This window comes from Nitrosopumilus sp. S4 (assembly GCF_054515835.1).
On record NZ_CM137258.1, the window covers coordinates 1,254,110 to 1,272,823 of the forward strand.

Annotated in this window: 22 protein-coding genes and 1 tRNA gene; 6 read left to right on the top strand and 17 right to left on the bottom strand. The window is 34.2% G+C overall.

The features are described 5' to 3' along the window. Entirely contained in the window at window positions 1-405 is a 405-nt protein-coding gene (locus ACX119_RS07390) for an arsenate reductase ArsC (RefSeq protein ID WP_459350639.1), read from the bottom strand. Between the two features lie 40 nt (window positions 406-445). Between ACX119_RS07390 and ACX119_RS07395 the strand changes: the two genes are divergently transcribed. Further along, the gene (locus ACX119_RS07395) at window positions 446-745 is read left to right on the top strand and encodes an ArsR/SmtB family transcription factor (RefSeq protein ID WP_459350640.1); all 300 of its coding nucleotides are present in this window, start codon (window positions 446-448) and stop codon (window positions 743-745) included. Here the strand turns inward: ACX119_RS07395 and ACX119_RS07400 are convergent. The 9 genes from ACX119_RS07400 to ACX119_RS07440 all read right to left on the bottom strand — a co-directional run bounded on the left by ACX119_RS07400 (window position 742) and on the right by ACX119_RS07440 (window position 9,926). Then, window positions 742-1,044, bottom strand: coding sequence for a DUF3240 family protein (locus ACX119_RS07400; RefSeq protein ID WP_459350641.1), 303 nt, complete (start codon window positions 1,042-1,044; stop codon window positions 742-744). The genes ACX119_RS07395 and ACX119_RS07400 overlap by 4 nt on opposite strands. Further along, window positions 1,041-2,126, bottom strand: coding sequence for a sodium-dependent bicarbonate transport family permease (locus tag ACX119_RS07405; protein WP_459350642.1), 1,086 nt, complete (start codon window positions 2,124-2,126; stop codon window positions 1,041-1,043). Before ACX119_RS07405 ends, ACX119_RS07400 begins: the two co-directional genes overlap by 4 nt. 51 nt (window positions 2,127-2,177) lie before the next feature. Next, the gene (locus tag ACX119_RS07410; protein WP_459350643.1) at window positions 2,178-3,164 is read right to left on the bottom strand and encodes an inorganic phosphate transporter; all 987 of its coding nucleotides are present in this window, start codon (window positions 3,162-3,164) and stop codon (window positions 2,178-2,180) included. 9 nt (window positions 3,165-3,173) lie between these two features. Next, on the bottom strand, window positions 3,174-3,812 hold the full coding sequence (locus tag ACX119_RS07415; RefSeq protein WP_459350644.1) for a DUF47 domain-containing protein: 639 nt from the start codon (window positions 3,810-3,812) through the stop codon (window positions 3,174-3,176). Between the two features lie 174 nt (window positions 3,813-3,986). Continuing rightward, window positions 3,987-5,597, bottom strand: coding sequence for a hypothetical protein (locus tag ACX119_RS07420; RefSeq protein ID WP_459350645.1), 1,611 nt, complete (start codon window positions 5,595-5,597; stop codon window positions 3,987-3,989). 197 nt (window positions 5,598-5,794) lie between these two features. Then, a complete protein-coding gene (locus ACX119_RS07425) occupies window positions 5,795-7,360 on the bottom strand; it encodes a 6-bladed beta-propeller (RefSeq protein ID WP_459350646.1) in 1,566 nt (521 codons plus the stop codon). Window positions 7,361-7,431: 71 nt separating this feature from the next. Continuing rightward, complete coding sequence (locus ACX119_RS07430) at window positions 7,432-8,217, bottom strand: ABC transporter permease (RefSeq protein WP_297591746.1); 786 nt, start codon at window positions 8,215-8,217, stop codon at window positions 7,432-7,434. Beyond that, window positions 8,214-9,212 carry an ATP-binding cassette domain-containing protein gene (locus ACX119_RS07435; RefSeq protein ID WP_459352013.1) on the bottom strand — a complete coding sequence of 333 codons (999 nt, stop codon included), beginning with the start codon at window positions 9,210-9,212 and terminating at the stop codon, window positions 8,214-8,216. The genes ACX119_RS07430 and ACX119_RS07435 overlap by 4 nt, the downstream gene beginning before the upstream one ends. A 207-nt stretch (window positions 9,213-9,419) precedes the next feature. Continuing rightward, window positions 9,420-9,926, bottom strand: coding sequence for a PRC-barrel domain-containing protein (locus ACX119_RS07440; RefSeq protein WP_459350647.1), 507 nt, complete (start codon window positions 9,924-9,926; stop codon window positions 9,420-9,422). A 34-nt stretch (window positions 9,927-9,960) separates the two neighbouring features. Here ACX119_RS07440 and ACX119_RS07445 point away from each other — a divergent pair, with 34 nt between their 5' ends. Then, entirely contained in the window at window positions 9,961-10,284 is a 324-nt protein-coding gene (locus ACX119_RS07445; protein WP_459350648.1) for a nitroreductase/quinone reductase family protein, read from the top strand. A gap of 2 nt (window positions 10,285-10,286) precedes the next feature. Here the strand turns inward: ACX119_RS07445 and ACX119_RS07450 are convergent, their stop codons facing one another. Further along, on the bottom strand, window positions 10,287-11,072 hold the full coding sequence (locus ACX119_RS07450; RefSeq protein WP_459350649.1) for an ArsR/SmtB family transcription factor: 786 nt from the start codon (window positions 11,070-11,072) through the stop codon (window positions 10,287-10,289). Between the two features lie 145 nt (window positions 11,073-11,217). Between ACX119_RS07450 and ACX119_RS07455 the strand changes: the two genes are divergently transcribed. Further along, window positions 11,218-13,437 carry a beta-propeller domain-containing protein gene (locus ACX119_RS07455; protein ID WP_459350650.1) on the top strand — a complete coding sequence of 740 codons (2,220 nt, stop codon included), beginning with the start codon at window positions 11,218-11,220 and terminating at the stop codon, window positions 13,435-13,437. On the opposite strand, the gene ACX119_RS07460 is transcribed toward ACX119_RS07455, so the two are convergent. Then, window positions 13,438-14,082 carry a hypothetical protein gene (locus tag ACX119_RS07460; RefSeq protein ID WP_459350651.1) on the bottom strand — a complete coding sequence of 215 codons (645 nt, stop codon included), beginning with the start codon at window positions 14,080-14,082 and terminating at the stop codon, window positions 13,438-13,440. Between the two features lie 81 nt (window positions 14,083-14,163). Here ACX119_RS07460 and ACX119_RS07465 point away from each other — a divergent pair, with 81 nt between their 5' ends. After that, the gene (locus tag ACX119_RS07465) at window positions 14,164-14,640 is read left to right on the top strand and encodes a hypothetical protein (RefSeq protein ID WP_459350652.1); all 477 of its coding nucleotides are present in this window, start codon (window positions 14,164-14,166) and stop codon (window positions 14,638-14,640) included. 2 nt (window positions 14,641-14,642) lie between these two features. On the opposite strand, the gene ACX119_RS07470 is transcribed toward ACX119_RS07465, so the two are convergent. Both ACX119_RS07470 and ACX119_RS07475 read right to left on the bottom strand, forming a co-directional pair. Beyond that, window positions 14,643-15,002, bottom strand: coding sequence for a tetratricopeptide repeat protein (locus tag ACX119_RS07470; protein ID WP_459350653.1), 360 nt, complete (start codon window positions 15,000-15,002; stop codon window positions 14,643-14,645). 63 nt (window positions 15,003-15,065) lie between these two features. Further along, a complete protein-coding gene (locus ACX119_RS07475; RefSeq protein WP_459350654.1) occupies window positions 15,066-16,559 on the bottom strand; it encodes a peptidase in 1,494 nt (497 codons plus the stop codon). Between the two features lie 124 nt (window positions 16,560-16,683). Between ACX119_RS07475 and ACX119_RS07480 the strand changes: the two genes are divergently transcribed. Then, window positions 16,684-16,851, top strand: coding sequence for a hypothetical protein (locus tag ACX119_RS07480; protein WP_459350655.1), 168 nt, complete (start codon window positions 16,684-16,686; stop codon window positions 16,849-16,851). 39 nt (window positions 16,852-16,890) lie between these two features. Here the strand turns inward: ACX119_RS07480 and ACX119_RS07485 are convergent, their stop codons facing one another. Both ACX119_RS07485 and ACX119_RS07490 read right to left on the bottom strand, forming a co-directional pair. Then, window positions 16,891-17,034 (bottom strand): hypothetical protein, encoded by a 144-nt coding sequence (locus ACX119_RS07485; RefSeq protein WP_459350656.1) that lies wholly within the window; start codon window positions 17,032-17,034, stop codon window positions 16,891-16,893. 53 nt (window positions 17,035-17,087) lie between these two features. Next, the gene (locus tag ACX119_RS07490) at window positions 17,088-17,972 is read right to left on the bottom strand and encodes a DNA ligase-like domain-containing protein (protein ID WP_459350657.1); all 885 of its coding nucleotides are present in this window, start codon (window positions 17,970-17,972) and stop codon (window positions 17,088-17,090) included. Window positions 17,973-18,083: 111 nt separating this feature from the next. On the opposite strand from ACX119_RS07490, the gene ACX119_RS07495 reads away from it, so the two are divergent. Then, window positions 18,084-18,161: transfer RNA gene (locus ACX119_RS07495), tRNA-Glu, on the top strand. A 106-nt stretch (window positions 18,162-18,267) separates the two neighbouring features. On the opposite strand, the gene ACX119_RS07500 is transcribed toward ACX119_RS07495, so the two are convergent. Continuing rightward, entirely contained in the window at window positions 18,268-18,699 is a 432-nt protein-coding gene (locus tag ACX119_RS07500) for a universal stress protein (RefSeq protein WP_459350658.1), read from the bottom strand. Window positions 18,700-18,714 lie beyond the last annotated feature (15 nt).

Below are 18,714 nucleotides of genomic sequence, written 5' to 3' on the forward strand. Positions count from 1 at the left end.
TTATTTATCCTGAATAGAATCTAAGAGTTGAATGACTTGAGATTTTATTTGATCTCGGATTTTTCTAACTTCTTCAATGTTTTTGTCTTTAGGATCTGGAATATTCCAATCTATCACATCTTTAACAAATAATGCAGGGCATGATGTCTTATCCATGCATCCCATGTTGACAGTAATTGATTCTTTTATCATTTGATTTGTCAACTCTTTTGGTTTTTGATCAATCATATCAATTCCAATCTCACTCATTACCTGCACAACAATTGTGTTAAGCTCAGCATTGGGTTTGGTTCCAGCACTGATTACTTGAAGTCCAGGAGCAAATTTTCTAAGGAATGCTTCTGCCATTTGACTTCTGCCTGCATTCTCTACGCATACAAAAAGTAATTTTTTAGGCTCAACCATATAATCACATAAATATTAGTTTATATAAATTTAAATTGATATGAATGGAGTCAGTCTTCTAAAATGCATATGTGACGAGACAAGATTTGAGATTTTAGAATTATTACAAAAAGACAAAGAACTCTGTGTGAATGATTTTGTTGAGAAATTAAAAAAAGATCAACCTCTAGTGTCACACCATCTAAAGACATTGAAAAAATGCGGCATTGTCAAATCTAGAGATGAAGGTAAAAAGGCAATGTACACCATTACAAGTAATCAATTATCAGATTTAATCTCAAATGTTACAAAGGCAAGCAAAAAAATTCCTGTTTTGTGTTCAGATGATACTTGCTGTTAGAACTTTTCAATTCTCACTACACCTACATCACTAACATAAAGTACGATTGCAAAATTTGCAAATAACGTTCGAGAAATCTCTTCGACTATATCAGATAGTTTTTCGTCTCTCATGATAACTTCCACTTTAACATTTTTTTCATTTTTTAATCCCTGACCTCTTAGTCCACGAGCGCCATTTCCATCAACCTCATATGTTGTATATCCAGTTATGTTATGTTTTTTTAAAATATCAATAATATTTTTTTGTGCTAATATTTCACAAGTAATTGTTAGTAGCTTTACGTTGTATAGTTTCATCGAAATACCTCTACAATATGTTGGAATAAGTCTATCGTCCCTTCGCCAGTGTGAACAAATGTAGATATTGAAAATAGGATTGGCAATGTAACAATGATGTTAAAGGGGAAAGTAATGCCCAAGGCAGATGTTATGTACAGACTGGGTTTTGCCTGAGGAATTGCATGCCGTAAAACTGCAGGTGCTGCAATAAATGATGCACTTGCCATTAGTAATCCAAACATGACTGCGCCTCCTATGCTTAATCCTAGAGCAGTTGAAACCAGAACCCCAATTATTCCATTGAACATAGGTACGATTATGGCAAAGGAAGTAAGAAAAATACCTACTTTTTTAATATCATCTAGTCTTTGACCTGCTATAATTCCCATTTCTATCATGAAAATCACTATTGCTCCAGTAAACATATCATCAAAAACAATCTTGATTGATTCAAAACCTTCCTCACCAATTATGTAACCAATTACAATACTACCTAGAAGAATTACAATTGCTTTTCCAGTAATAGATTCACGTAATACTTGAGAAAGTTTTGCTTTAGTTTGACTTAATCCAATATCTATTTCAGCAGAAGCATCATCTCCAAAAGATTGTTTCTTGACTTTGATCTGTTTTGAAACTGCCATATTTGTCATAAATATTGCCAAAATGAATGCAAGTGGTTCTAACACTGCAAGTATTGCTGCAATATACCCTTCAGAAGTCACTCCTTGATTTTTCAAAAAGGATAAACCAACTGAAAAATGTACTGCGCCTACTGCACCATAAGTCGATGCGAGCGCATACGAATCAAATATGTTGAATTTTCCTAATCGTCTAAGTATCTGGTAATGATTCAGAGTAAACAACAGAGACAACCCAATTGCCACTAGCATTGGAAGCAACATGTTTTCAAAACCTGTGTTTCTCATCTCTATTCCTCCATGGAGTCCAATTGCTGCAAGAAGATAGATTGGTAGAAATTCTGATATTGCTTCAGGAATTTTCAAATCAGACTTTATTCTTGCTGCAATAATTCCAAATAAGAAGAACAGAATTATCGGTGTAAGAAGATTAGCTTGAATTAGTTGTAAAATATCCATTATAACATATCAAAAAAATTTGGCTGAAATAAAAATCAAGGTATGATAAAGTCACACAAATAGATCAATAAGGTAGGTAAAGCCTACTCCAAACAAGGCAGCTCCTGGAATAGTGATCACCCATGAAAATACAATTTGTCGACTTACCTTCCATCGTACAGCACGTTTCCTACGGGCAGCGCCTGAACCCATTATAGTTCCGGTAATAGCATGTGTAGTACTGGCAGGAATTCCAAATACCGCAAATATTGCCAACATTAGACCTCCACCAGTTTCTGCTGCAAACCCTTGGTATGGTTTGAGTTTTGTAATTTTTACGCCTAATGTTTTGATTACTTTGTAACCTCCAAAGAATGTTCCAAGCCCCATTGCAGCTGCAGCAGCAAATATCACCCATAAGGGCATCTCAAGATCTGGAATCATTCCAGCAGAGAATAAAATTAACACAATAATTCCCATGGTTTTTTGTCCATCATTTGCCCCGTGGGTTAAAGCAAACCAAGCTGATGAAATAATTTGTAACCTTCCAAAAGTTTTGTTAACAGGTCCAGGTTTTTTACTAGCAAACACAGTAATTATCACAGTTGTCAATAGAACACCAAAAATTATTCCACCAATTGGCGCAATAACAATTCCTGCAAATACTTTGGTCAATCCACCCAAAACTAATTTTTCAAACCCTAATCCTGCGATGCCTGCACCCATTATACCACCAATTAAAGAATGGCTGTTTGAAATTGGTAATCCAAAATATGTGCACAGAGTACTCCATGCAATTGCACCAGACAGCCCACCAACTATCATATAGACAGTAATATCATCAGGACTGACTATTCCTTTTGCAATAGTAGTCGCCACAGCAACACCAAAAACAAATGGTCCTATGAAATTCATTGCAGCAGATAACCCTACTGCTTGAATTGGTTTTAGAACACGTGTTCCAATAACTGTTGCAACAGAATTTGCGGAGTCATTGAATCCATTTACAAAATCAAAGATTAGTGCAACAATAATTGCTCCTATTGCTATCTCTAACATTTAATCATCTCAGGTATATTTTAAAACAATATCTTCAATGACATCTGCAACATCTACACATCTATCTGATGCAGTCTCCATTGTTTCATAGATATCTTTTAGTTTAATGATGGTAATTGCGTCATTGGATTCAAACAATTCTTTGATTGCATCTCTATACAAATCATCAACTGCATGCTCAATATCACTCGTGTTTCTGCAATGCTCGATCATATCTTTAGGATTTTTTATTTTCTGTAATTTTGAAATCATGTATTGAACTTCTTTTGTAGCATTTACAAGTTCATCAGCCATTTTTAGACAATATGGAGGAGCTTCAGTAATTTGATAACTGTATAGTCTTGCAGCAATACCATCCATGAAATCAATGACATCATCGATTTTTGAGGCTATTCTCTGCATATCTTCACGATCAAGCGGCGTGATGAAGGTCTTGTTTAATTCGGAGAAAATATCACGAGTTAATTGATCTGCCTCTGTTTCAAGTCGATGAATTTTTTGATACTGTTCAACGTTGTTAAGATCAGATAATAAGACAACTACGGCTTCAGATGTTTCAACTGCTTTTTTTGCCAAATTATCAAGAATTGTTAAAAGTTCTTTTTCGTTTGATTTAATCCAAGATAGCCATTGTCCCATATCAGCCATAAATAATATAGACGTAATAGTATGACTTACACGAACTATTTTCTCTATATAGAAACACAGTCTAATTATTTGATCGCAAAATAATTTAAAAAAATAGAATATTCGTTGATTTATTTCGATCTAAAAATGATGTTTATTTACAAATTTCAAAGAGTAAAAAAGAAAAGAAAAAAATTATTTTCTGACAGTGAATCCTTCACGCCATTGATCTGTATTTCTAAGATCTTTTGAGTTTTCAGTATTTGCTTTTTTTACATCAAACATTGCATCATACACAGGATTGTTTGGATGATATCCCTGACATTCAAAGTCAAAAATACTCTCTATTGCAAAAGAGTTTTTCGTATAACTTTCTTCACTGTTAGTGTCAGTGGATATGCTGTAGTTTGTGGGTCTGCAGTTTTGATAGTTAAAACTGCGAATTATTTCCTCATTAGAAATTATTTTCACATCAATATCTGCTAAGTCTTTAAACTGAGCTCCAGCCACACCTTGCACTTTACGAATTTTATCTACATAATTGTAAAGCATTGGATAGTCTCCAACAATTCCACGTAATTCCAATGTGGGAGCTACAGGTTTGTTAGTAACAGCTGGAGAACCGGTATCAACTGTAGAAGTTAGAACATCACTCTGTGTAAACATAGAGAATTCTATTTCCTCAATTCCATCTGCAAAAGTAAAAGTACTAACTGTCTTTAGGCCTTTGTCAGTATTTTTAATTGGTTCTGCATACGCATTGTATAGTTGTGAAACTTTCCAACTTGGACCATTTCCTCCAAGTTTAGAATAATTCATGTTTACTGGAGCAAGTCCAGAGCAGGTAAAAGTCAATTGATGAACCAGAGCAAACCCACTTTTTCCAGTAAATCCCTCTTCTTTGTCACTTTGAGTAGTTATTTTAGCATCAGAAATTCTACAATCTTTAAAATTAAAACCTCTGAGAGTAGAATTAGAATTTGCAAATTCTACCAACACATCAAAGTCAACATGTGAGGCAGAAGAAATCCCCGATACCTGTCTTGATTTGTCAATTGCGTTGTACAGTAATGGGTAATAATCTAAAATACCCTCAAGTTGAAACTGTGCAACTACATTATCAGATGATTCTTGATAACCTGAAATTAAATTAAAAACAGGAAATTCAATTTTTTCAATTCCAGAATCAAATTTGAATGTAGCCAAAGGCTTAACATCATTGGCAAAATTAAATCCAGAACTACCATAATCTAGCACAGTTTTTGAAGAAGAGATTTTTTCCACATTAGTAATGTTTACTCCACTACACACAAAATCTATCTTATCAACAATTGCAAAACCAACTGCTTTGAAATAACTTTCATAGTCATTAGAATCAAGGGTTTCTATTTGATAGTTTTCAACTCTGCAATTATTGTAATCAAGTGTAAGTATTGATTTATCTCCTTTTACAAAATTTGCATCTACATCAAAGTATTTGAATTGATGATCATAGGCTGCATTTGATAATCTGTATTTGTATGCTTCGTCCATGGCTTTATGTAAAAGAGGGGATTTGGTAACTGTTCCTTCAACTGAAAAAGAGGTTCCTGAATTTTGTGCAAAATTTTCACCCATTTCAAACACGGGGAATTCGTATACTTCAACTCCCTCTCTAAAAGTAAAAGTTAGAACAGGAGAAATATCTCCAACCATTTTGTAACCTTCACTTTCTTCAGCCAATACATTTGAGAAAACATATGGAGTTATTGTCAATACTGCAATAATACTAAAAAGTGCAATGTTTGTTGCGTTTTTACAAGTCATTGTTTAACAGATTATTTTTTTGATTATAAGCTGTATGACTATTCTATCATATTAGAACATAGAAATAAAGTATCATCATATCACTATATAGAGAACTTTTATCTACACATATTCAAAAAATTAAAACATTTGTTCATAATGTATTTTAAAAATTACAATGGCAGGTATGATAAGTAGGTTTTTGGAATACTGAAGGATTATTCACAGTTCAGCACAAGATCATTTGTAGGGTCATCAGAATAGCATCTATCATTGTTTGCTCCCCCATCAACTATGTCCATTCCAGAGTTTGCAAAAATAATGTCATTTCCTGACTGTCCTTTGAGAACATCATTACCATAATTTCCTCGAATTGTATCATCCCCATCATCTCCAGAGATTACATCATCACCGTATCCGCCAAAAATGCAATCATTACCATAACCACCAGAAATTAGATCATCTCCTTTCAAGCCAAATATCAAATCATCACCGTCTGTACCCATGATTATATCATCACCGTCTGTACCCATTATGATGTTGTAGTGAGAACGATCGTATCCACATACATTAACAGTTACAGTTTGTACTGCAGTTGAAGAGTACCCAACATAATCAAAAGCTACCCAAATCACATTACTAATTCCAGGAGAAAATCCATCAGGGGCATTGTTGATTATTGCCTTTATTCCGCTATTGTCAGTGGCAATGACCTCACCTAAATTCACAGTTGTTAGATAGTCTTCTGCCTCAACAGTCAATGATACAGGAGCAGTGATTTGTGGTTTAGTTTTATCATAAGAATAGTCCTCAACTATTTCTGGTGTTGGAACATATTCAAAGAGAGGTTTTTTGTAAAATTCTGTTTCAAATGATTTTATCTCATGGTTAGCAGAATCAACTACAAACAACTCACCATTAATTCCAATAGTCAAATCAGTAATAACATCAAATGAATCTGGGTATGGCCCCTTTTGATCAAAGATGTCAAGATACTGACTGGAGTTCTGCGATAAATGTAAAATTCTATTTGTTGCAGAGTTTACAATAAACATTTCACCGCTAGGATCAACTGCAATTGCTTCAGGAGAAAAGATATAGTTATTTGCATAAAATGAAAATGATTCTAGATATTCTCCAGATGGAGAGAATTTTTCTATCTTACTATTTCCTTTATCTGTAATGTAGATATTTCCCTCACCATCAATATCAATTCCAACAATATTTAGAAATTGACCAGCACCTAGACCACTAGAACCAAATGATGAGATAAATTCACCATCAATACTAAATGATTGAATTCTTTGATTACCAGTATCAACAACATATACTATATCATTAAAAATTGCAATTCCATTTGGATACATGAATTGTCCATCATACACTCCTTTCTTTCCCCATTCCAATACAAATTCACCATCAAGTGTGAATTTTTGAATTCGATTAAGATCACGATCCACAACAAATACAGAATCACCTGAAACTGCTATTCCTGTCGGATAGAAAAATTCACCAGGTAGTTTTCCTCCTTGTCCCCATTCAGCAAGAAATTCACCATTACTGGATAATTTTTGAATTCGCTTATTTCCAAGATCACTTACAAATACACTTCCATCATCGCCTACTGCAATGAATTGTGGGTGGGAGAAATGTCCAGGTTTTGAAATTCCAAAAGAGCCAAATTCAGATAAAAGGTCATAGTCACCTAATGCAAAAGATGTAGGAGTAAAAGTACCGGCAAACAAAATTACAGATAATATCATTACACCTAGAGAGAGTTTCAACGATTAGTCATTACAAAATTTGAGAAACATTGCCAGAGTTAGCAATTTTTACAATTTTTGTCAATTTTATCTTAAAATGGCTTGTTTACTTCACGAGTAAAGACATAGCTAGCAAGACCAACCATTACAAGCACAAACACAGAGATTATTCCAAGACTAAGAAAAACAGAGATACCTCCTTCAGATACACCTGTCATCATCTCTCGAACTAGAAGAACAGTGTAGGTCACAGGATTAAGTTTTGCAATCACTGCAAGCCAATCAGGCAATAGTTCCAATGGGAACAATGCAGGGCTTAGCATAAACAATGGCATTCCAAGAAAATTAATCACACCCCAAAAGGTTTCTTGAGATTTTGCAGTAGCAGCTACCATCACGGAGATTCCAGAGAATCCAAGTGAGAACAAAATCACAATTGCCATTATTGGTGCAATCATTATGGGGTTTGGAAAATTGACACCAATTGCCAATGCAATTCCCAAAATCAAGCTAGCCTGCAGAGCTGCAATTAATGAAATTGCAGACATCTTGCCTAATGCAATCGAAGAACGAGAGATAGGAGAGGTCAATGCTTTATTCATAAATCCATATCTTCTATCCCAGAGTGTATTTACTCCGCCAAAAATACTCGTAAAGATTGCTGTAAGAATAATGACACCAGGTGCCATAAACTCTATGTATTCTCCATCAAATCCAACTGATTGAATAAGTGGTTGTGTTCCAGAAAAAGTATTTCCAATAACTATAATCCAAATTGCTGGCTGAATTAATCTGATTAGAACGCCGCTTCTAGATTTTTTGTATCTTTTAAGCTCCCGCCAAAAAATTGTATAGGTATCATACATCAAAGTATTCATGCACGTAACCTCTTCATCTTTGCATGCTCACGTTTTCTATTAAATCCAGAATCATCATCTCTGATTTCATGTCCAGTATATGATACAAACACATCATCTAATGTTGGTTGTGTAAGAGAGATAGATGTAATCTTGATATTTTGTTTAGCTGAAATTTGAAAGACATTAGGAATTACTTCGGTTCCATTTGATGCAAATAACGTAATCTTGGAACCATCTTTATTTATTTTTTTAACAAATTCAATTTTTTCAAGTTCTGCAATAAAAGAATCAATATTATTATCCTGGTCTAAAATCATCGTTATTACCTCATTACCCATTGCATTTTTCATATTTTCAGGAGAATCAATTATCTGGATTTTACCACCATCAATAATTCCAATTCTGTCGCAGAGTTGATCAGCTTCTTCCATATAGTGAGTGGACAAAAAAATAGTCATTTCAAATTCAGTATGAATTTTTTTGATATATTCCCAAATTTTTCTGCGAGTTTGAATATCCAAACCTACTGTAGGCTCATCTAAAAACAAAACCTTAGGCCTATGCAAAAGTCCACCAGCAATATCTAGCCTCTTTCTCATTCCACCAGAATATGTAACTACTGCCATGTCTTGTTTATCAGATAATTCAATTAATTCTAAAACATCATCAATTCTTTTCTTAATCTCTTTTTTTGGGATGTGGTTTAGCTTTGCTTGAAGTAGGAGATTTTCTCGTCCTGTCAGATATTCATCAACAGTTGATTCTTGTTGAACATAACCAATATTTTCTCTAACTTTTTTTGGATTTACCATCACATCAAAACCACATATCACTGCATTGCCAGATGTGGGTTTTAGCAAAGTAGTAAGTATCATCATAGTGGTACTTTTACCAGCTCCATTTGGACCTAGAAATCCAAAAATTTCCCCATCATTAACAGTGAAGGAGATATCATTTACAGCAGTAACATCACCAAATGATTTTGTAAGTGATCGAGTTTCTATTGAGTGCAACACATAGATCGCACTTGCCAATTATAAATTGCTAAGTATTCAATCAGATCCTCAAAAAAAATTTAAAGTGCAATCTGTGAATTTATTGTATGAGAGGATTATGTCAAAAATGTCACTCATCAAATGTAGAGATCACTGTTCAAAACGGCATTCCAGTTTGCACAGCATGTTCTAAAGTGAGTAATTAAAAAAGAAAATTAAAAGAGATCATTCAAGTTTCTTGAATTCTTCTTTTGTCATTCCTAAAATGACCTTTTCGCCTATTCCCCAAATTTCTGATTTGGACAATATTTTTGAATGCATCAGACCATCACTGACTTCAATTGATTCCAATTCGTTTGTATCAGGATTTCTATGTAATCGTTTTACTTTACCGATTTTATGGCGGTCAATATCAGTAACTGGAATTCCAGTTCTCACAGGAGGTCGGCTAAGAAGTAATGTTTCATCTGCGAATTTGTCAATATAGTCTTCTGAGAGAAAGTAGTCTTTCTTGAATCCCTGGTGAATGGTTACACCAGACACTGTAAGGGTTTCAGAGTTTATGTGAATATGTTTTACTTTACCATACTCGATTCCTTCTCTATCAATTACTTTTTTTCCAGTAAAAGAGTCTGCTGTAGATATGTTTTCAGGCATTCCTTCTAGTTTTACGGACATATCCTCAATTGAACAGATTTGCTTATCATACCAAATATCAGAAATTTCTATCAATGGGGTTAAATTACTTGACAGGAAAAAATTACGCATGGAGATCAAAGAGGATCTTTTCAGACCAATCCTAACCACAATAGGAAGAAAGACAGGAAAGAGTCATTCTGTAATGTTGAGGGCAGTGAATTATAATGGAAAAATCTATTTTTCAAGACACAAACCAGATGGAGATTGGTTCAAAAATGCAATTGCAAATCCTCAAGTCAAAATTACATATAAGGATAAAGTTTTTTCAGGAATTGCAAAAGAAATTACAGATGAAGAACTTGGTAAAAAAATATCATATCTAAAATATCCTGGAGAAGAAAGGGCAAAAGAAAAAAGAGTCACAATCGAAGTGACATTAAATGAAAACTAGTTTTATAATCTAGATTTTTTGAAAAGTTTTACTGCATAAAAAATAGTGATTCCAGCCAAAATAATAGTGATCACTATAAAGGGCAACAACAAATCAGAACCAAACATTGCACCACCATCAGCATCTGCAAGGCTTTGAACAATTTCTAAATTTTGATTTCCATCCGGAGGTTCAATGGCTGCCCTAAATTCCATCTGAGATTCTGATTCAGCAGCCATTTTAGGAGCAGCAGCAACTGATTCTGCTGTCCCTGCATCAAGTGATTCAGACATTGTAAAATCTGCAGATTCATCAAGACTTGAGATTTCTCTTAGAGGTAGTTCATCTACAACAATTTTCTTGTCTTGATTAACAAGTGATAGTGAAAATAATCCTGAAAGTCCTGTAGCAATTCCAAGACCTGCAACTCTGTAAATATGTCTAAATGAACGTACAAGTAATTTACTCTCTTTTGTCTTCTCTGAGAATTTAGGAGGAACGATAACAATGCTGAATTTTGTTGCAGAATAAATTTTCATATCTTGAGATTTTGAATTTTTTTCAATCTTCACAATTTTTACAATTCCCAAGTCCTGAAGTTTTTGCAAATGATACTTTACCAGCTGTAAAGAGATGTCAGTTTTTTGAGAAATCTGATTAGCAGATAATTCTTCATTGAATAGTAATTGGAGTATTTCACGACTAGAATCATTTGTTAAAAGCTCCCCAAATGACTTTATCTTTTCATCATCGGTTGCAAGGATTTTGATTTTTTCAGTCAGTTCATCCTCAGGGTTTTCACTGGACATTTGAGTTGTCTAGTAAGTTGAGGTATATGTAAATTGATTGGTAAAATTTGAGTTTCACTAAACCTTTTATCTCCAACTAGCAAATAGTAGTAATCGCTAAATTCAAGATCAGTAAAAAACAGTCTAGAAAAGCGAGGAGAAAAAAATGAATTCAAAAATAATGATTCCAATTGCAGTAATCGTTTCGGCAATAGTTACTGCCGGAGTAATGTTTTCCATTGGTTTTGATCAACAAGTACAAGTTACAGAAACTTCAGAACCAGAAATTATCTATGTCGATAAAACAATATCAGAATTTTTTGAAGGAAACAATGAGATTAAAAAAATATCTTCAGAAAAAGAACTAAAGAACATTCTTGATGCTGCTGCATTATTTGGAGGTCAATACTTTGATCAAAGAAGTTTCCGACCCATGGTAATGGATGGCGACATGGTGACTACAAGAAATGCAGTTGCCGAATCTGCAGGAGCACCAGCGCCAATTCCACCAGGTGCTGTAGAGAAATCAATGGATGAAACAGGTTATTCAACAACAAATGTTCAAGTTGAAAATGTAGATGAGCCAGATTTCCTAAAAAATGATGCAAAATACGTATACATTGTATCAAGAAACACATTATCAATTATTGATGCATATCCTGCAGAATCAGCAAGATTAATTCTCAAAATTGCACTAGATATAGAATCACAGTACATTGAGAACATGTTCCTAAATGGCGACAGATTGGTAATTTTCTATAACGGACAAAGTGATGAGGAAATTATTCCTCAGTTTGACTTTGTGCCACAGCGCTCCTACAGCCCAGTCACACATGCATTAATTGTAGATGTATCAGACAAAGAAAATCCAACCATCCTCAAAGACTATTCAATTGATGGATACTTTACTGATGCCCGAATGATAGGAGATTATGCATACTTTGTTACTAACAGCAATATCAATTACCAATATCCTAGACTTCCAATAATTATGGAGGATTCTATTCGTATTATGACTCCAGAGGCATTTTACTTTGATAATGTAGAGCAATTCTCAAATTTTAACACATTAACAGCAATCGATATTTTTGGAGATACAATAAGTTCTGAGACATTCCTAATGGGGTATTCAGGTTCAGTGTATGTCTCTGAAGATAATTTTTACTTGACATATCAGCAGAACATGCCATTTGGATTTTATGAAAAATCTTCACAAGACAGATTCTTTGATGTTATAGTTCCACTACTTCCAAAAAACATCCAGAATAAAATTACAGATATCCAAAAAGATGATTCTTTGAACTTATCACAACAGTGGATAAAGATTTCAGAAGTAATGCAAGAGTCATACAACACAATGGATAAAACACAAAAAGAAAAATTATTTGAAAAAATACGCGAAGCACTAATTGAATATGATACAAAGATTCAAGAAGAGAATTCAAAAACAATCATTCACAAGATTGCAATTAACAAAGATAAACTAGAGTATGTTGCTAAAGGTTCCGTTCCAGGAAGACTACTAAACCAATTCTCAATGGATCAAGATGGAGATAGATTCAGAGTTGCCACAACAACTGAGTACTATACACAATATCAAGGAATGGTCAGAGCAAATGCAGTTTATGTCTTAGATGAGGAGTTAAACATAGTTGGAGCATTGGAAGACATTGCACTAGATGAGAGTATATTTTCTGCCAGATTTATGGGAGATAGACTTTACCTAGTAACATTCCAGCAAATCGATCCCTTCTTTGTAATTGATTTATCAACTGACAAGCCAAAAATTCTAGGAGAATTAAAAATTCCAGGATTTTCAAACTATTTGCACCCATATGATAAGGAATACATTATCGGGGTAGGAAGAGATACAAAAGAGATTGGCGAAGGCAGAGTTCAGCAATTAGGCATCAAAATAGCCTTGTTTGATGTAAAGGATGTTAAAAATCCCAAAGTTGCTGACGAAGTAGTCATCGGAGATAGTTCCACACAGTCTGAAGCATTATACAATCACAAGGCATTCTTCTTTGATAGAAAAACAGGAACCCTGTCAATTCCAATTAGTTCAGATGCAAAGAGCCTAAAGAGTATTTCAGGGGCAAAGATGATTGCACCAGAATATAATCGCTGGAATGGATTCTATGTATATGATTTGAATAGCTCAGATGGCTTTAGCCTCAAAGGAACAATCACACACTCTGCAGAAGACAAGAGATACTATGGAATGAATAATGCAAGAACATTCTATATTGATGATGTATTGTATACAACATCTACTGATTATCTAAAGATGAATCAAATGGATGATTTGAAAGGAATTAATTCAATTAAACTAGAGAACACTGGAAAGTTTATCGATTATTTAGAAGAAGAGATTGTCAGATAATTACACAATGTGAACTATAGTAGAGACACCCCTTCTATCAATCTCCACATCATTTTCAATTTCACTTAGGGTTACGGTAAATGATATAACATCTCGGGTTTTTGCTTTTTCTGCATGAAGTTTTAAATTAATATCGAGCATTTCAAATTCTTGTGTTGGAAGATCTGTCTCATCTAAATATGCATCACATGTAGACTCTATTCGAAATCTATCATCTTTAAAATGAAATCCAAGTTTCATTTTTCTTCCTTCTCGTCCATTCCCCTTTACATTGACATCAATAATACCAGGCTTGCCTTCAGTGTAACCAGACTTGTGATTTACAAACACACCAATCTCTAGAGGTTTTCCTGCAGTTGATTCAGCCATCTTTTGAATTCCATCATTCATTACAACATCAACTGCCTTGATTGTTTGTGCAACTTTGGCAATCCATTCATTTGTTCTAGTAATAGTGGCATGAATACCAGCTCGTCTTCTTTTATCCTCATCTTCAGGCAATTTGTAATAATCTACCCAAGCCTCATAATCATGAGAAATATCTTCGATAAAATCAATGCAAGTTCTTTTGTATTCATCAACATTGTTTGTTCTCTCTGAGGCATCATCTGTTCTCAAACCATCATAATCCATAGGCATTGCCATAACTAGAATTTCCCAGAGTTCTAAAAAAACCAACCTTTAGAAATAATTAATGATTATAATAGGAAATTACCCATGAAAAACATGTTGTTTTCTGAAATTATTGGGGATTTGCAAAGAGAGTTAAAAAAAGAACTTGCCCAAATCATATTTCTCCTCAAAAAAAATCCAGCACTTGGATACAATAGAATTGTTGAGATCGGAAAAAAGGTTGGAAAAAAATACAATATTAATCTAATTGTAAATTTTCCTAAAGAAGGAAGAATTGAAGAGTACGACATGTATGGAAAAAGAGATCTTAGTTTGATTGTAGATTATGAAAAAACAAGATTTCCCATAGACAGGCAACTCATCAAACAAAAGGCAGTAGAGATGTTAGGCGATGTAAAAACAGAGGATGCTTACATGTATGAGAATAAAGAAGGAGTAAGAGTATTTACGGATAAATGGAAGATAGACATACTGCCACACTCAGTTCACATCTGGACTGAATTTACTGACAATGTAACTGCATTTTGTGATTGGTTATTAGAGAATGCTTATCAGATGAAAAAGAAATAAGATCATACACTTTCTAATTGTTCTAACAAGTCTTGAGCCTCAGAATTTTTTGGATCAAGTTCTAGAATTTTTTTGCAGCAGTTAATTGCATCATCTTTTTGTTCCAACGCCAAATGAACATTAGTTTTGAGAGTTAATGTCTCAACATCTTTTGGATTTAATGCAGATGCTTTTTCAAAATAAGGTAGTGCCTTTTTTGCATCTTCAACTATAAAGAAAATACTTCCCATGATAAACATAAAATCAGCATCATCAGAGAATTCTTTCTCTAGACTTTTTCCAAACTTTACTGCTTCATCATATTCACCATCTTTGAGCAGTTTTTTCAATTTTCGTTTAGGATATCTAAAGAGACTTACCAAAATACCTTCATCTTGAATAAATTGATCTTAGTAATTTGAATGTAGAACTCGACTGAATTATAACTAATACCAGGATTCAGGTTCAGCGCCACTAGATTTTTTCTTTTCAACAGGCTTTTCTATCTTCATAATTCCCTCTTTAATCAGGAATTGAAGTCCTTGAACGAACTCATTATCAGAAACAATGCCATCTGCCCACCATCCTGCTGTGTTCTTAATCCAAGCAGGAACTTGGTTGGATGAAGAGGAGCCTTGAGAGGTTGGTGGAATCTTCATAATTCCCTCTTTAATCAGGAATTGAATTCCTTGAACGAATGAGTTATCATCAATAGAACCATCTGCCCACCATCCTGCATTATTCTTAATCCATGTAGGAATACTTTGAGATGTAGTATCCTTATCACCGTATATCAGAACAGGGATTTTTAGATAATCAGTTGCAGTAGAAGGAACTATTCCCTCAGGGGCTAACCCATAAATCCAAATTACATAGTTTGCAGTACCGGGTTTTTCCTTTATGGTCATGTCAAGAATGTATTGACCTGATGGAGAGTATAGGAACTGTCTGCCTTCTTCTTGTGCAATTGATCTAAGCGGAGTTAAATTATTGTCAACAACAAGGAAATCAAATTGAACTTGGTTCAAAAATTCCGTATCATCATATTTACTGATAAATTTGATTAGCCATTGCATATCACATCCTTCGACAGGATCTTCAGGACCATAAAATGCATGTATTTGGTAATCAAAATTATTAGTTGGTTTCTTTATGCTAACTTCTTTTTCAAAGTTTCCATCACATCCAGCTTTTCCACCTTTTGGAGTAGAGGTGATTTTACCAAAGGGACTTTCCAGTACACCATATTGATATTTTAATAATTCAAATTCGTATTCTGTTGGAGGAATGCCTTCAGAAACGTGAGTGAATGTTTTTGCTTTTATTGGAAATGGAAAATCATCTACAACCCATACCTTACTTGTTGCACCACCAGTCTTCCAACCCACTACAACAGTTTCATAAGTTCCAGCTGGAACAGTGATTGTCTCTAGTCCTCTAGGAGCTACTTGTTGGCCACCAATGTTTCCAATTTTACCCCAAGACTGAGCTGAAAATGCCTTAGGTCCTTTGCCACCAGAGCTTCCATCAGCTGTTGCAAATGCAGATAGCCAAGCAACAGAGGATTTGAATGCACCTCTGTAAATTCCAAGTTCTTCACTACCTCCAGTTGGCTCTGGAGCAATTTTTCCCAACTCCATTTCACCTTTAATTATTTTATTTCCATCATAAACTACAACTTCTGCAAGCCACTTTGATTCAGAACCAACTTGTTTATCACCTTTAATCCACATATTCAATTCAAACTTGGAACATTCTTTGTAATCTACATGACACAAATTGTATTCAAAGTAATCTCCTTTCTTGAGACCTTCACCAGCATACCAAGTTCCTTCTTTATTTACACCTCCTCCTTCATACTGTGCAAAACTTGAAGGAAGTAATAATGAACCAAAGAACAATGCAGTAATTATTGGAATTAAGAGTAAAGTTACTTTCAAATCTATTAAAAATGAGCAAAACGGATAGTTAAACGTTATTCATAAATTAAAAAAACAAGATAATTACAAGCAGATTTCAATTCAAATAAGCAAATATAGAGGAAAATTCTCAGTTATTCCAGAAATGTGCGAATGTTCTAAAGTTCACCTCTTTGAAGTTGAATTCAAACTAGATGGGATGACAGTAGTACCAACCCACAAAAATTGTGGATTTGCACTTGATGAAAAACAATCTGACAAGTTCCAAAAAGAATTAGTAAAATCATGGGGCTTTGAGCAAGAAGAAGAATAATCATAAAAAGAAAAAATAAGATTGAAAGTAACTATCGAATTATAATTGTCCGACAGCTTCTTTACAAACGTCGGTTGAGCATTTGCAATCTGCACTGCATATACAATGACCTTGCATAGCACAATCACATGAGTAATCTGGATCGCCGCTTTCTGCTTCGCATCCACATGCTTGATCTACCATGATTAATCAGTAATATTACTTGTTTTAAAAGGTTAGTACATATTTCAAGAACGCTATTTTTTTGAAATTATCTCAAGTATATCGTTGGATGATTTTTGAACAAGGTTTGCATGCTGCAGTAATAGATTAGAATCAGCCTCAACATCAAAGGCTATCTTTAGAATATAGATAAGATCAGGCTCCCTATTCAATGCATCTTTTACTTTAACAAAATTTTCCTTGTTGATGTATCCCAAATAAAAATAGCAATCAGACAGCATAGAATTTTTTAAAAAATAATCGTGCTTTGCCTGAATAATTTTGGAATGGTCATTTTTTTCAACTAAATCAGAGAACCCGATAGTTGATTTTAGCATTCTCTCAAGCAAAGATGGAATTGCTCTTTCTATTCCAACTGTTTGTGTAACAATAGAAATGTGTTCATTGATATTATTTTTAGCTAATTTTCTAAGAGATTCCAACATATGTGAAGGTCTTGATTGCAGGTGGTTAATTGCAGATATGGCATCAGCCAAATAGTACGATGCGCATTTTTGCCAACAAGGTGCAAAGGCATTAGAGGATTCTATTGCTTCTTTTGTTTTCTGACAACAAAACTGGGATTCGATCAGACAGTTCTTTGCAAAATCTGTAAAAAGCAGAGAACGTTTTTCATTAATTTTAGATAACAGCATTCTCAATTCCCAAGACTCATCTTGAATAATCTGTAGTTTATCAAATTTTAGAAGGTTCTCAGATTTTTTTTCAGATAAGGATACATGATGAATTACAAGTGGTTTGCCATCGTATTGGATAATTTTGTCAGTTTCATTTTTTCCATCAAAAACACAAACATCAATAGGGCATATATCAAAACTAATGTCAGAATTTTTGCAGCCTCCAATACCAATAGGGAAATCAGAGAATTCTTGTTCTGCAATTAATTTTTTGAAATCCACATATTGGTATAGAATAAATTTTCTTTAAAGGATCCAACTCAGAAAGTTTTACAAATTCATTCAAAGTCAAAACATTTCCTTTAAATTGAGATTTGATTTGGTTTTCAACAAGCTCCTATAGTGTAGTCCGGTTAAGCATACTGCCCTCTCAAGGCAGTGACTCGGGTTCAAATCCCGATGGGAGCACCATGATTTTAACTAGATAGTGAAAGTCCCTAATGGGTTTTTTACAGAATTGACAGACTGGGATTTATCCACATCTTGCGATGGGAATGGACATAGATGGGCATGAAAATTATTTCACAATGGTTACAGGAGCTTTTGCCTTATGTAACACGAAATTTGACGTACTTCCAAAAAACAACTCCTTTGGGAATCCCATTCCCCTTGAACCTATAACAATTTGATCAATCTTGTTTGCAGGGTTGTTGGCAAATGTGGTTAAATCAATACCTGAAGTATGACCCCCAATAACCACCCCTTCGAATTTAATCTTATTTTGTTCTACTTTTTTCTTTGCAACATTCATTAATTTTGCAGCTTCATCATTCCATTTTTCCTCTGGAAGTATAGGGGCACGAACCGCAGAAAATGCACTAAAACTTGTATCACTATGAACCCCAATAATTACAGCATCTGATAGTTTTGCAAACGAAATTGCCTTATCTAATCCTCGCAGAGAATTCTTTGATCCATCCAAACAAACCATGATTCTCTTATTTCCCATACACAATAGGATGGT